Genomic DNA, 13,153 nt, shown 5'->3' with positions numbered 1-13,153 from the left:
AATTCCTGTAAAATCCGCCGTGGCGGATTACTTGCCGTACACGAAGAAGATCGGGTCGCCGTCGACCTTGAAATCGGCGATAATCTTCTGCCCCTGCGGGCCGGTGATGAAGTCGATGAACTTCAGCGCCAGGTCGTACTTCACATGCGGATGCTTCTGCGGGTTGACGGCAATCACTCCGTAGGGGTTGAACAGCCCCTTCTCTCCGGCGAAGACGATCACGAGGTTGGTCTTCGCCTTCTTGAAGGCGTTGTAGGTCCCCCGGTCGGCCAGGGTGTAGCCCTGCTTCTCGGTCGCCATGACGATCACTTCGCCCATCCCCTGGCCGGCCTCCACATACCAGGCGGCCTTGGGGATACCGTCGGCCACCTGCCAGAGTTCCTTCTCCTTCTGGTGCGTCCCGGATTCATCGCCGCGGGAGACAAAGGGGGCCTGCGCTGCGGCGATCTTCGCCAGCGCTTCGGCGGCCGTCTTCGCTCCCTTGACGCCGGCCGGGTCGGCGGCCTGGCCGAGGATGACGAAGTCGTTGTACATGACATCCTTGCGATTCACCCCAAAGCCGTCGGCGACAAACTTGTCCTCCAGCTTGCGGGCATGGACCAGCACCACATCGACGTCGCCGGCCTCACCGAGCTTGAGCGCCTTGCCGGTGCCGACGGCGACGACATCGACCTTGCAGGCGTTCTGCTGCTCGAAGGGGAGGAGCAGGACCTTGAGCAGCCCCGAGTTCTCTGTCGAAGTAGTGGTCGACATCTTCAGCCGCTCCTCGGCTGCGGCGGCCTGGCCGAGAAAAAGCGACAGGACGAGAATCGTCGACAAGATGCGCATTTTTTTCATTTCAGTGGCCTCTCGGATAGTGGAACCTTTTGTCTGAATCGGCGAGCCAAGGACCCAACAAAAGCGTCCGGCTTCTTTCAGAGACGATAAGATACTAAATGCTACCAAAAATAACTATATCTTACAATTCGGTTTGCAATTTGGATGCCGGCGCGGCCGCAGCGTGCCATCCATGCAAAAACAGCAAGTTACATTTCGTCAGCAGGAATTGAAAAACAGGCGGAGTTGCAAGAGGGGCGTTTTGTATCGTTTTGGCTCGTGGAAAATGTCCACACCGGGCAATAACGACACAAAAGCTCGGCCCCCTCTCATTCCCGCGCATAAAGGAAACAAGAAATAACCGATAATTACTTTTCAGAGGAGACGGAAGGAATGTTGCGGTAGAGAAGTTGCGCGTCAGCGGCCCCGGGGATAGACCATCTTGCCGCTCAGGCTCAGGTCATAACCGGCCAGGCCCTCGGCCAGGGGTGGGAAGGCGCCGCCACGGAGCATGTCCAGAAATAGCTGGACGCCCTTGGCGAAGAAGCCGTCCTTGGGGATGAGGAGGTCGAAACGTTCCCACCCGAGGGGAAGGAAATCGAGATCGAGCAGGGAGGCGACGGCACGGATGCCCGGGCCGGTGTCCGCCCGTCCGGCCAGCACTTCCAGGCCCACCTCCAGATGGCTCTGGAATTCGCGGTCGTACCCCTTGACGTGGCGGCAGTCGAGGCCGGCCTTCTGCAACTCCCGATCGAGCAGCAGCCGCGTGCTTGCTTCGAGCGGGCGATTGGCAATCCGCAGATCCTTGGCGCCGATGTCGGCAACCCCTCCGATGTCACGGGGATTCGCCTTGGCGACCAGCAGTCCCTGCTCGCGACGGCAGAAGTTGACCACGGCGGGGAGTTCCTCCAGTTCGCTGGCGGCGAAGGAGAAATTGTACTCCTCGTCATTCTCCTGGGCCAGGTGGCTGGTGGCGATGTGGCAGAGCCCCTGCCGCAGTGCCTTCAGCCCGCCGAGGCTGCCGAGGTTGCCGAAGAGGACGGCATGCTCCGGGTTCTGCCGCCGGAAGAGCATCATTGCGCGGTCGAGCAGAATGTCGTTGCTCCCCGCGATCAGCAGCAGGTTGGGAACGTGGACCGCCGACTCCGGCTGCCGCGGATAGTTGATAGTCCGGCTCTCCACCCACTGCTCGACCAGATTCTTGGGAAAGAGCCACTTCCCGGTGATCCTGGTCGCCGGCAGACCCTTTTCGTTGATCAGGGTGTAGATCATCTTCTCGTTGACCCCGAGAAATTCGGCGACCTCTCTGGTGGAGAGCAATTTTTCCATATCGGGCTTCCTTGCAAGAATCGGCAGGGTTCCGCGGGCAAAATGAGGATCTGCCCGGAACTATAGAGGAAGAGAAAGAAAAAGTCTATCCGCCCAACCCTACCCCGGGCGTCATCACCTGGCCCGTCAGGGGCGTTTCGTACCCGCCGAGCGCCTCGATCCGGGCCTTGAATTCCTCCCGCTGCAGGAGGGAGAGCAGGTCCTGAATGCGGCGGTCCTCGACGAAGCGGCTGGGAATAACCAGATCGTAGCGCTCCCGCGCCAGAGGGACGAAGTCGAGGCTCAGGGCGCGGGCGGCGGAGTAGATCCCCAGGCCGGTGTCGACGGCGCCGCTCAGCACATTGACCGCTACCGCCATGTGGGTGAATTCCTCGCGGTCGTAGCCGTTGATCCGGGCCGGGTTCAGGCCGGCCTGCTGCAGGTGATGATCAAGCAGGATGCGGGTGCCGGCACCGCGCTGCCGGTTGATGAAGGAGACATCCGTCCGGGCGAGGTCCTCGATCCCGCGCAGGCCCTTGGGATTTCCCTTCGGGACGATCAGCCCCTGGTGGCGGATGGCCAGGTTGACCACCAACACTTCGATGCCGGGAAGATATTTGTCCAGGAAGGGGAAGTTGAAGTCGTCCGTCTCGGGATCGAGCAGATGGGTCCCGGCGAGCATGGCCGAACCGTTGCGGATGGCGGTCAGCCCGCCGAGGCTGCCGACGTTGCTGGAAACCAGGCGCCGGGGTTCGGCCAGGCCCATCAGGTCGTCGGCGATCAGGTCGAGCAGGTTGTCGTGGCTGCCGACATGCACCAGCACCGAGTCGAGGTCCGAAGCCGGCACCAGCAGCTCAGCGTCGACCCTCGCGTCCTGTTCGACCCCCTCGCTGGCGGCCGGGACCCGCAGCAGGGCCTGGGCCCGGGTGAGATTGGTGATCATCCCGGGGCCCCGCCCCAGGGGGACCGCCATCGCCTCGCCGCCGATGCGGCCGACCGCCAGGCGTACCAGCTCTTCGGTGCCGAGCCGGGAGGGGGTCTTGCGGGTCAGCCTGGCCGGCAGCCGCTCGCGCACCGGCGCAGAGGCGTGTCCCAGCCAGGCGACCAGCGGCGCCAGCACCTCCTCGAAACAGACGATGGCGCTCCCCGGGTAGCCCGGCGCCCCGACCAGCAGCTTGCCGCCGGCCACCCCCAGCAGGGTCGGCTTGCCGGGGCTGACGGCAAGGCCGTGCACCAGCACCTCCCCGAGCTCGGCGAAAATCGCGGCGGAAAAGTCACGCTCGCCGGCGGAGGAGCCCGCCCCCACGACCACCACCTGGGCGTCGGAGGCGAGGGCCTGCTGCACCGCCGCCCGCAGCACCTGCGGGTCGTCCGCCACCGGCGGGACACGGCGGGGCTCGGCGCCCCAGCTCCGGGCCAGGGCACAGAAGACCTGGGAATTGCTCTCGATCACCTGCCCCAGCCCCGGCGAGGGGCGCAGGGTAAAGTCGAGCACTTCATCGCCGGTGGGGATGAAGACCAGCTTCACCCGCTGCCGGACCTCGACCTCCCAGACGCCGACCGAAAGCAGGGCGCCGATGTCGTAGGGGGAGAGCTGGTGATTCCGGGGGAGCATCAGCTCGGTGGCCACGATGTCCTGGCCGATGCGCCGCACGTGCATCCAGGGGAAGGCGGGGGCTTCGATGAAGACGGCGCCGCCGGCGGTTTCGACCGTCTCCTCGATCTTGATGACCGCATCCATCCCCGCAGGAATAGGCTCGCCGGTATTGACGGGCAGGAAGTCCGTCTCCGGTTCCAGCCGCAGGGGACTACCTTCGCGGGCGGCGAAGGTCTTTTCCGCCCGCACCGCGATGCCGTCCATGGCAGCGGCATGAAAGGCGGGGGCCGAGTAGCGGGCATAGACGGGGCCGGCGGTGACCCGGCCGGCGGCCTCGGAGACGGCAACGGTCTCCGTCCCCACCAGCCGGTCGCGGTCGAGGGCGGCCCGGGCCTTTTCGACGGCCTCGGCCGGCGGGATGGTTTTCAGGTAGAAATTGCGCCTCGACACGGTCGTCCTTTCCTCAGAGAATCCAGACGTCAACTTCCTGCCCCTCCCGGAAGCCCTCCACATCGGCCGGAATGACGAGAAGGCCGTCGCTCTGCAGCAGGGTGCGCAGCAGCCCCGACTTGCCGAGGACCGGTTGGGCCAAAGGGAGGCCGCCTGCGGCCGGCTCCAGGCGGACCCGGACGAAGTCCTCCCTCCCCTGCCGCGATTCGAGGTTGCGGGCGAGGCGCGCCCGGTGCAGCGGCCGCAGCCGCTCGGCAAAGGCCTCGCGGTCGCCGGCGAGGTGGCGGAGGAAGGGCTGCCCCAGCACGGTCATCACCACCTGGGCCGAGCCGACCTGGCCAGGGAGTCCCACCACCGCTTTTTCTCCCACCCGGGCCAGGATGGTCGGTTTGCCGGGGCTGATGCGCACCCCGTGGCAGAGGATCTCCGCTCCGGCGAGTGCCTCCAGGGCGGCGATGGTATGATCGCGCGTCCCCTTGGAGCTGCCGCCGGAGAGAAAGACCACGTCGCTTTGCTCCAAGGCAACCTGCAGCGCCTGCGCCAGTCGCTCCAGGTCGTCGCCGACGATGCCGCGGGGGAGCACTTCGCCCCCGGCCCCTTCGACGAGGCAGGCGACGGTGTGAGAGTTGACGTCGCGGATGCGGCCCGGCGCGGGCGTTCCCTCGACCGGCACCAACTCGTCGCCGGTGGAGAGGACGGCGACCCGGGGGCGCCGGTGCACCCTCACCTCGGCCAGGCCGAGGGCGGCCAGCAGTCCCACCTCCTGGGTGCGCAGACGGCTGCCGGCGGTCAGAACCAGTTGGCCCGCGGCGGCGTCTTCGCCCCGCTCCATGACGTTTTCCCCCGGTGCCACGCTCTGCCGGACCTCGATGGTACCGGCGCCGATCTCCTGGGTGTATTCCACCATCACCACGCTGTCGGCCCCCGCCGGCAGAAAACCTCCGGTGGGGATCCAGGCGCATTGGCCCGGCACCAGGGCGAAGTCGGGAAACTCGTTGACCTCCAGCGTGCGGCTGCAGTCGAGGTAGGCGGGGCTGCTCTCGCCGGCGCCGAAGGTGTCGGCGGCCTGCAGTGCGTAGCCATCCATCGAGGAGCGACGGCCGGTCGGCAGGTCTTCCGGGGAGAGCAGGTCCTCGGCCAGCACCCGGTTGCGGGCCCGGTGAAAGGGTACGATTTCCGTCCCGGTGCAGGAAAAGGTCTGCAACAGGGCCTGGAATTCCGGACGGCTCAAGGTCTTGAGAAACCCCTGGCTCATCAGCCCCTCCCCTGCGGCAGGGTCCAGATCGGATCGAGGAGGTGGACGTCGACCTCGTCGCCGGCGGCGAAGTATTCCCGTTCGGCCGGCAGGATGACGATGCCGTTGGCCCGCACCATGGTGCGCAGGATGCCGGTGTTCTGGTCCCCCGAGCTCGACGCGACCAGCCCCGTTTCGCTGCCGCGCACCTGCACCCGCAAAAACCGCACCCGGCCCGGCTTCTTCTTCGCCGGCTCCTGCAGCCGCGCCCGGACGGTGGGCCGGACCACCCCGCCGTGCCCCTGCATCTGCAGCAGCGCCGGCCGCACGAACATCTCGAAGGTGATCAGCGTCGCCACCGGGTTGCCGGGGAGAGAGAAGACCGGCACGCTGTCCCGGATGCCGAAGGCGATGGGCCCCCCCGGCTGAATCGCCGCCTTCCAGAAGATCTGCCGCACCCCCAGCCCGGAGAGAACCTCGCGCACCAGGTCGCGGTCGCCAGCCGACACCCCGGCGGAGGTGAGCAGCACGTCGGCCGCCAGGCCCGCGCTGAGCTTCTCCAGGTGACTCTCCCGGTTGTCCCGGGCGATGCCGAGGAGCACCGGCTCCCCCCCGGCCTCCATGACGGCGGCCGCCAGGGAGTGGGAGTTGCTGTTGACGATCTTGCCCGGCGCGATCGCTTCGCCGAGTTCCACCAGCTCATCGCCGGTGGAGAGGATGGAGACCCGCGGCCGGCGATAGACGGCAACCTGCGCCTGGCCGAAGGCGGCGAGCATGTTGATCTCCGGCGGTCGCAGCAGGGTGCCGGCAGGGATGACGAGATCGCCGGCCCGGAGGTCCTCGCCGCGGAAACGGATGTGGCTGCGCGGCTCCACCCGGTCCCGGATGTGCACCCTGTCCCCTTCCTCCGTCGCCGCCTCGAAAGGTACGACGGCGGTGCAGCCCTGCGGAACCGGCGCGCCGGTCATGATCTTCACTGCCGTCCCCGGCCGCACGACCATCCCCTCGGCGCTGCCGCCGGCGGGAAGGTAATCCACCACGACAAGGGTCACGGGCTCACGGCAGTCCTCGGCGCGCACGGCGTAACCGTCCATGGCCGAGTTGTCCCAACCGGGAAGGTCCCAGGGGGCACGCAACTCTTCGGCCAGAATTCTACCGACCGCGGCAAGAAGCTGCACCCGCTCGGTGGCGAGCGGCACGACATTTTCCAGAATCAGGCTTCTTGCTTCTTCAAAGGTGACTGCCATGTTGGGGCGCGCTCCATAGCGAAAAGGGCTCTTCCCTTCCGGAAAGAGCCCTCGCGATACTCCTGATCTTTCGATCCTGCGACAAGCGGTTCTCCTTTCCAAGAGGGAGGCGCCGCCGTTTCCGGCGGAACCCGTTGGCCTGCCGCCTTGGGGCGCATACCCTTTAGGCGTGAAGGCTCGGAGATTTATTTGGATATCCAGGGCTTATAAAAAATACCCGGCCTGCTACAAAGGGATTTCCTCGACCTCCATATCGAGCAGATTGAAGGCAAGCTTCCGGTTGCGCAACAGCGCCCCCTGCCCGAGCAGAACTTTGCACACCTCAGCGACCTCGAGACTGGCGGCTACGGCCGGCGTAAAGGAGGGGTTGCCCAATTGCTGCTCGACCCCCTTGCCCCCCGTCCAGTGACGATAGATCAACTGCATGGTGTTTTCGCCCGGATAGATGGTGGCGACGTGGCCATACCAGCCGGCGATGGCCCCGTGCACCAGGGGAACATTCAGTTCGCTGCAGACCGCTTCCAGCTCCAGGCGCGCCGTTACATTATCCACCGCGTCGACGATGCAGTCCAGCCCGGAAAGCAGCTCGCGGCCATTTTCCCGGGAAAAAGCTTCACGCACCGGATTGAGGGTCACCGCCGGATTGATTTCCGCCACCCGCTGCGCCGCCAGCTCCGCCTTGGCGCGGCCCAGCATGGCGGGCGAGGAGAGCAGTTGGCGGTTGAGGTTGTGCTCCTCGAAGACATCGGGATCAATTGCGACAATATGTCCCACTCCGAGACGGGCCAGCTGTTCCAGAATGTAACCACCCAGCCCGCCGCAGCCGATCACGGCGACCCGGCTGCGGAACAGCTGGAGCTGCTGCAGCGTCGAGAGCATCCGGCGGTTGCGCTGGTAGCGTGCCGGCAGCAGCCCGGCTTCGAGGATCGCCGTTTCCACTTCGGCCAGGCTCAGGCCGAAGTGCTTCGCGGCCGCCACCTGATGCCGCCAGGCGAGCAGATCGCCGTCTGCATGCTTTTCGAGAAAGGTTCGGAGTTCCTCCATCTCAGCCGCCTCCAACCAGGGGGAACAGGGCAAGTGTATCCCCGTCGTGCAATTCACGGTCCAAACCGACATGCCGGCTGTTGACGAGCAGGATGCCCAGCTCCTCCTTCGGGATGCCGATCTCTTCGACGACCTGCCCGACGGTGGTGCCCGGCTGATATTGGCGGACTTCGATGTTGAAGCGTCCGTGACGGAAATTCGCGAACAGTTTGACCGTAACCTGCATGTTTCACTCCTCGAAGAGGACACAAAGCTCTGTCAATTCCTCGCTCGGGGCAGTCCATGCCCCGGTTTGCAAAATCCCGGCTGCGACCGGTTTACCGTTCAGCCGTATTTCGCTCCATCCCTCCCAGAAATCGGGAGCTTGCGCGGCCAGAAAATTCGCCAACGCGGGAGTCGGGACGACAATCCCCTGCCGCAGAAAACCCGGCCCCAATTCGGCCATCAGCAGGTTGAACAACTTGATCCTGATAGTGCCGTATTTTTCCTCAGCACCTTCTGCCGATTCATGGTGGGTGATGGCACCGCGCATGGCGGCATAGAAGCCGCCACGCCGCATGGTGGCGCCGACCAGGCCCGGCATGGCGGCGGAAAGAGCCAGCGTGGCACCCTCGGCGATCCGGCTGGCTTCCGTATCGTCAACCGGCTTGCCGTTGAGAAAAATGGTCGTGATCCGCTGCTTCAGGTAGTCCGGGTCGATGCCGAACTGGCTGCAGAGCAGTTCCCGGATACCGCAGCCGACCTGCACCCTGATGCAGAACCCTTGCTGCAGAAGCGAAAAAAAGCAGCTGAGATGTTCCGGCATTCCATCCGCAAAGGTAAGCGAAAGCCTTGCCGTGGACTGCCGGCGGTTCTCCTGCGCCATGATTTTCTTTCCCGGTTTCTAGCGCCGCAAGGAAGACAACCCTACTTTAACACATCTCGTTCGGCAGATGAATGAGTGCGCAGCCGCGGCAGGTTCCGTAGCGTGCCGGCAGGTAGACGACATTGACCGTGAGGCATTGTTTGCATTGCCAGAAACTGTAGCCGGTGACTTCCCGGCCCGCAAGCACGCTGAACAGCCAGCGGTAGTAGGCGTCCCAGTCATACTCCGGGGGCTGCCCGGCATTTTCCACCAACTGTTCCAGCAGCATGCTCCCTCCTGATCGGCCTGTAAAAAAAGGCGGGGCGAGATGCCCCGCCTGATTCAGCAATGTTCGGGATTTCAGGGGCTGTTACACCTTATCCCCCACTAGAAGTTGAAGACCTCGTCCAGCTCCTCATCCTTCATCATGAACGTGACGTTGTGGGGCGCAATCGGCTCGTTGTAGAAGAAACGGGGGAGCCGGTCGTGATGCTTGGTGAAACCGGCGCGGGTGTTGAAGTCCCGCTCTGCGGCGAGAACCCGCTTGCCCAGCGCCACCACGTCGTCGCCGGTCATGGTGATGCCGTAGAAGGAACCGAGCATGTCGAGCAGCGCCTGGAAAGTCTCCGGCTGGTCCATAATGGCGAAGGCGATGAAGAGGCACATGCCGGTCGAGTCGATGGCGGCGGTGGCGATCTGCAGGTTGCGGGAGAGCTCGACCTGGCCTTCGGTCTTCAGCGGATCGACGTCGCCGCCGACCTTGAGGATGTTGGTGGCGATGGCGTAGCCAGCGGTATGGTCGGCCCCCATGGTGGTGGTGGCGTAGGTGACGCCGATCCCCTGGATGGCGCGCGGGTCGTAGGCGGGCAGGGCCTGGTCCTTGACCACCGGTACCCGCTCGACGCCGAACACCTTGCCGGTCACCGCGGCGCCGCTGCCGAGGATGCGGCCGAGCGGCGTCCCCTTGCCGACTTCCTCCATCAGGCGGATGGCCCCCTCGCGGTCGCCGAACTTGATAATTCCCGCGTCCATGGCGACGCCGATGGTGACCCCCATTTCGATGGTATCGAGGCCGATGTTGTCGTCCAGGAAGTCGAGGTGGGCGATGGTGTCGAGGTCGTCGATGCCGCAGTGGCCGCCATGCGACCAGACCGTCTCGTACTCCGGCTGCTTGGTCAGGTAGTGGCCGTCCTTGTCGTTGTAGATGCCGGAGCACTGGATGACGCAGCCGCGATGGCAGCCGTGGGTGGCGCTGCCGCCGCGCTTGACTTCCAGCGCCGCCTGGGACTCGCCACTGATATTGGAAGAGCCGGCGAATTGTCCCTGCTTGAAGTTGTAGCTGGGGTAGCCGCCCGCCTCGTTCAGCACGTTGGTCAGGATGTTGGTGCCGTAGGCGGGCAGGCCCTCGCCGGTGACCGGGTGCTTGCGCAGCCCCTCGACGAACTTGCGGTTGGCGTCCCGGTACTTCTCCGGGTCTTTCGGCGGGCGCATCTTCATCCCGGCGTCGTCGAGGATGATCGCCTTGACCCGCTTGGCGCCCATGACGGCGCCCACGCCGCCACGGCCGCAGTGCCGGGTCGGCCGCAGTTCCGGGTCGGTGCAGGCGATGGAGGCCGCCAGCAGCTTGCGCTCGCCGGCGGTGCCGATCGACATGTAGGCGACCTTGTCACCGTACTCCTTGCGCAGCTTCTCGATGACCGGGTAGTTGTCGAGGTCCTTCAGGCTGTTGTCGACGATGACGTGGATGCCATCCTTGTTGACGTAGATCTTGTAGAGGTCGTCGCCTTCCGGTTTCCCCTCGAGGACGATGGCGGCATAGCCTATCCGTGCCATAACCTGCGCCGCCTGGCCGCCGGCGTTGGACTCCTTGATGGTGCCGGTCAGCGGGCTCTTGCACCCCACCGACAGCCGGCCGGTCATGGCGCCGGCGGTACCGCTCAGCATGCCGGGGGCGATGACCAGCTTGTTCTCGGCGCCCAGCGCATGGCAGAGGGGGTGTACTTCCTTGGCGATGAGCAGGGAGGTCAGTGCCCGGCCGCCGAGTCCGGCATATTCACCGACGTCCTCAACCGTCACCTTCGGGCCGCCTGCCGCGCCCATGTTGATTCTGGCAATCTTGTCCATACCCTTTGTTTCTCCTTTCCCGCTTGATTGTGGCTGAAAAAATCTCCTTTCCGCCAGGGAGGCCCTGCCGTTTCCGGCAGAACCCGTTGGCCTGTCACCGTGGGATATTCCTGTAGGCGCGCAGACTCGGAGATGTTTAAATTTTCTTGATCTTAAACCGAAAGCTCCGCCTGCCGGAGGATGAGCACCCGGTAGGAGGCAAAGGTTTTCCGCCGCAGGCACCCCCAGAAGACGCCGGCTCCGTAGGCAACCTGCTCCAGCAGATAGATGCCGGCGAAACGGACGAAGGAGAGACGCGGCTTTTTCACCGCATAATCGACGCCGGCGGCAACCCCCAGAGCACCGACGAACACCGCCCAGAACGGGGGAAGGGCCAGCGCGATGGCGATGAGTACGGCGGCGTAGTAGCGCACCAAGTGGTAGCAGAGATAGTAGACCAGGCTGCCTAGGGCCCGCAGGCGCCCGGCGAGCAAGGCCGGCAGGCCGATGGGGAGTCCCCGGCGGGCAATCCGCAGCCGGACCACTACCGCGTCGGCTGCGAGCAGTCCTGCGGCCGGCAGCAGCGGCCACCACGCCGCCAACGGAGCCAGAAGACAAAGAGCCAGCACGAGGGCCAGCAAGGGGGGGATGACCAGCCGCTTGCGGCGCTGGGGATGCAGGACCTGAAGCTGCCCCTCGGAGGTGCCGTAGTCGAAACGGCGGGACATGAAGGAGCGGACTGTGCTGCGGTGCTCGTGCAGAACCCCTCCCACCGGCAGATAGGCGATGGTCCAGCCGGCGTCCCGCAGGCGCCAGGTCAGGTCGACATCCTCCCCCACGTGCATGCTGTCGTCGAAGCCGCGGGCCGCCAGAAAGGCTGGCCGCCGCACCAGCAGGTTGCAGCTGGGCAGGTAGAAGGTGTCGTTTCCGCCGCTGCCCGTACGCTCCCGCGAACCGAGGGTGAGGCTCGACATGACCGCCTCGTAGCGGTCGACGGCGGAAGCGGTACACATGCCGTCCACCCGCCCGCCGACGGCCACCATGAGCGGATCGGCAAAGGCGGGGATCAACTCGGCGAGCCACCCCGCCGAGGCGCTGCAGTCGGAATCGATGAAGGCGAGGACCTCCCCGGTCGCGACGGATGCGCCGACGTTGCGCGCCGCCGCCGGCCCTCGCCCCGTCCCCCCCGAGGGGATGACGAGCGCGCCGGCCTGGCGGGCCACCAGCGCCGATTCGTCGCGGCTGCCGTCGTCGACGACGATGACCTGGAGCTTCTCCTGCGGATAGTCGAGCCGGGCGAGGGAAGCGAGGCAGCGGGCGAGCTCCTCCGCCCGGTCCTTGACCGGGATGACGACACTGACGGTGGGAAGTGCCGCCGGCTGTTCGGCCAGGCTGCGGATCCGTTCCACGAACCCTTTGGCGACCAACTGCTCGAGGACCTTGGTTTCAGCGGCGGAGGCGGGCGTCAGCGGCCCGGCCAGCCCGCGCCTGACGAGCTCCGCCAGCGAACCGTTCAGGCGCAGAGCGCAGAGAGGGGTCTTGGCCACCAGGTAGCTTGCCCCCTCCCGCTCCACCAGTTCCACGTGCTCTGCCAGACGGTAGGTCATGAGGTTCCTCCCGGGGCCAGACCCTCCTCGCAGAAAATCTTCCAGAGCCCCGCGGCCGTCTCCTCGGCCGAGAGAGAGTGCATCCTCCCCTCGCGGGCCTTGATCCCGCCGGAGAGCAGGGAGAGTATCCGCTCGAAGGCGGGTAGCTGCGGATCCGGAGTCACGACCCGGACCGGGTCGGGGCGGGGAAGACCGAACTCCGCCGTCGTGAGACTGGCACCCGTGGCGCCCACCTCCCAGAAGGGGAGACCCAGGTCCGCCAGCACCCATTCCTCGACGGGCGCCAGCAGGGATTTGATGACCGCCTCGATGGAGGGGTATCGTGGCACTTTCTCCTCCTCGAAGAGGACCGTGCAGGGGAACGGCGCCGCAACCGACTGCCGGGCGCCCCGGTCCGCCTTGCGCAGCGCTTCGACACCTGCCTGCTTGAGCGTGAGCGAGACGGTGGCGGCGATGCACGGCATGCCCAGCACCGCAGCGGCCAGGGCCGGCGCCGGGTCGTCTCCCCGGTCCGTCAGCCGGTTGCCGGTGAAGACAAGGGTAGGAGAGAGAATGGTCATGATCCGGGCGAGGATGCGCGCATCGACCAGGGCATCGCCCCCATCCAGGCCGTGGTCCCAGAACCGGATCCCCCGGTCCACCCCCATGGCGAAAGCGAGCCGCAGGGTGTCGTCGAGCCGGGCGGGACCGACGGCAACCACCGTCACCCGGGCACCGAGCGTGTCCTTGAGACAGAGGGCCTCCTCCAGGGCCGCCAGGTCCGCCGGATTCGGCAGACGCCGCAGCCCCCGCTCGCTGATGCCGGCGCCCCGCGTGAGGATGCCGGCGGGGGGACGGGGATCGGCGGTCTCACGGAGGAGGACGAGGATATCGAGGTTATTGTTGGGCATGTTTTTACTCCTT

Annotated in this window: 12 protein-coding genes and 2 riboswitches; all 12 genes read right to left on the bottom strand. The window is 65.7% G+C overall.

Annotation, left to right across the window (positions count from 1 at the left end):
• Window positions 1-27: 27 nt before the first annotated feature.
• Window positions 28-837, bottom strand: coding sequence for a substrate-binding domain-containing protein (locus tag VD811_10575; GenBank protein HXV21417.1), 810 nt, complete (start codon window positions 835-837; stop codon window positions 28-30).
• Between the two features lie 396 nt (window positions 838-1,233).
• Window positions 1,234-2,145, bottom strand: a complete 912-nt coding sequence (locus VD811_10570; protein HXV21416.1) for a helix-turn-helix transcriptional regulator — start codon at window positions 2,143-2,145, stop codon at window positions 1,234-1,236.
• An 85-nt stretch (window positions 2,146-2,230) separates the two neighbouring features.
• Window positions 2,231-4,171, bottom strand: a complete 1,941-nt coding sequence (locus VD811_10565; GenBank protein ID HXV21415.1) for a molybdopterin biosynthesis protein — start codon at window positions 4,169-4,171, stop codon at window positions 2,231-2,233.
• 13 nt (window positions 4,172-4,184) lie between these two features.
• Entirely contained in the window at window positions 4,185-5,426 is a 1,242-nt protein-coding gene (gene glp / locus VD811_10560; protein ID HXV21414.1) for a gephyrin-like molybdotransferase Glp, read from the bottom strand.
• On the bottom strand, window positions 5,426-6,652 hold the full coding sequence (gene glp / locus VD811_10555) for a gephyrin-like molybdotransferase Glp (GenBank protein ID HXV21413.1): 1,227 nt from the start codon (window positions 6,650-6,652) through the stop codon (window positions 5,426-5,428). Before glp (VD811_10555) ends, glp (VD811_10560) begins: the two co-directional genes overlap by 1 nt.
• Before the next feature lie 75 nt (window positions 6,653-6,727).
• Window positions 6,728-6,847, bottom strand: a riboswitch (molybdenum cofactor riboswitch).
• Window positions 6,848-6,877: 30 nt separating this feature from the next.
• Window positions 6,878-7,696, bottom strand: coding sequence for a HesA/MoeB/ThiF family protein (locus tag VD811_10550; protein ID HXV21412.1), 819 nt, complete (start codon window positions 7,694-7,696; stop codon window positions 6,878-6,880).
• Window position 7,697: 1 nt separating this feature from the next.
• On the bottom strand, window positions 7,698-7,922 hold the full coding sequence (locus VD811_10545; GenBank protein HXV21411.1) for a MoaD/ThiS family protein: 225 nt from the start codon (window positions 7,920-7,922) through the stop codon (window positions 7,698-7,700).
• 3 nt (window positions 7,923-7,925) lie between these two features.
• A complete protein-coding gene (locus VD811_10540; GenBank protein ID HXV21410.1) occupies window positions 7,926-8,561 on the bottom strand; it encodes a hypothetical protein in 636 nt (211 codons plus the stop codon).
• Between the two features lie 46 nt (window positions 8,562-8,607).
• Complete coding sequence (locus VD811_10535) at window positions 8,608-8,829, bottom strand: hypothetical protein (protein ID HXV21409.1); 222 nt, start codon at window positions 8,827-8,829, stop codon at window positions 8,608-8,610.
• Between the two features lie 98 nt (window positions 8,830-8,927).
• The gene (locus tag VD811_10530; protein HXV21408.1) at window positions 8,928-10,664 is read right to left on the bottom strand and encodes an aldehyde ferredoxin oxidoreductase C-terminal domain-containing protein; all 1,737 of its coding nucleotides are present in this window, start codon (window positions 10,662-10,664) and stop codon (window positions 8,928-8,930) included.
• 27 nt (window positions 10,665-10,691) lie between these two features.
• Window positions 10,692-10,808: riboswitch (molybdenum cofactor riboswitch) on the bottom strand.
• An 8-nt stretch (window positions 10,809-10,816) separates the two neighbouring features.
• Entirely contained in the window at window positions 10,817-12,250 is a 1,434-nt protein-coding gene (gene mftF, locus VD811_10525; GenBank protein ID HXV21407.1) for a mycofactocin biosynthesis glycosyltransferase MftF, read from the bottom strand.
• The gene (locus VD811_10520; protein HXV21406.1) at window positions 12,247-13,140 is read right to left on the bottom strand and encodes an electron transfer flavoprotein subunit beta; all 894 of its coding nucleotides are present in this window, start codon (window positions 13,138-13,140) and stop codon (window positions 12,247-12,249) included. The genes mftF and VD811_10520 overlap by 4 nt, the downstream gene beginning before the upstream one ends.
• Window positions 13,141-13,153: the final 13 nt, after the last annotated feature.

This window comes from Desulfuromonadales bacterium (assembly GCA_035620395.1).
Taxonomy (GTDB): Bacteria; Desulfobacterota; Desulfuromonadia; order Desulfuromonadales; family DASPGW01; genus DASPGW01.
The sequence above is the reverse complement of the archived record's forward strand: the minus strand, read 5'-3'. Positions and strand labels throughout refer to the sequence as shown.

Bases quoted from the DNA above. Each gene is read 5' to 3' on its own strand.
- glp (HXV21413.1), bottom strand. From the start codon at position 6,652: ATGGCAGTCACCTTTGAAGAAGCAAGAAGCCTGATTCTGGAAAATGTC.
- VD811_10540 (HXV21410.1), bottom strand. From the start codon at position 8,561: ATGGCGCAGGAGAACCGCCGGCAGTCCACGGCAAGGCTTTCGCTTACC.
- VD811_10520 (HXV21406.1), bottom strand. From the start codon at position 13,140: ATGCCCAACAATAACCTCGATATCCTCGTCCTCCTCCGTGAGACCGCC.
- mftF (HXV21407.1), bottom strand. From the start codon at position 12,250: ATGACCTACCGTCTGGCAGAGCACGTGGAACTGGTGGAGCGGGAGGGG.
- VD811_10550 (HXV21412.1), bottom strand. From the start codon at position 7,696: ATGGAGGAACTCCGAACCTTTCTCGAAAAGCATGCAGACGGCGATCTG.
- VD811_10570 (HXV21416.1), bottom strand. From the start codon at position 2,145: ATGGAAAAATTGCTCTCCACCAGAGAGGTCGCCGAATTTCTCGGGGTC.
- VD811_10535 (HXV21409.1), bottom strand. From the start codon at position 8,829: ATGCTGCTGGAACAGTTGGTGGAAAATGCCGGGCAGCCCCCGGAGTAT.
- VD811_10545 (HXV21411.1), bottom strand. From the start codon at position 7,922: ATGCAGGTTACGGTCAAACTGTTCGCGAATTTCCGTCACGGACGCTTC.
- VD811_10530 (HXV21408.1), bottom strand. From the start codon at position 10,664: ATGGACAAGATTGCCAGAATCAACATGGGCGCGGCAGGCGGCCCGAAG.
- VD811_10575 (HXV21417.1), bottom strand. From the start codon at position 837: ATGAAAAAAATGCGCATCTTGTCGACGATTCTCGTCCTGTCGCTTTTT.
- glp (HXV21414.1), bottom strand. From the start codon at position 5,426: ATGAGCCAGGGGTTTCTCAAGACCTTGAGCCGTCCGGAATTCCAGGCC.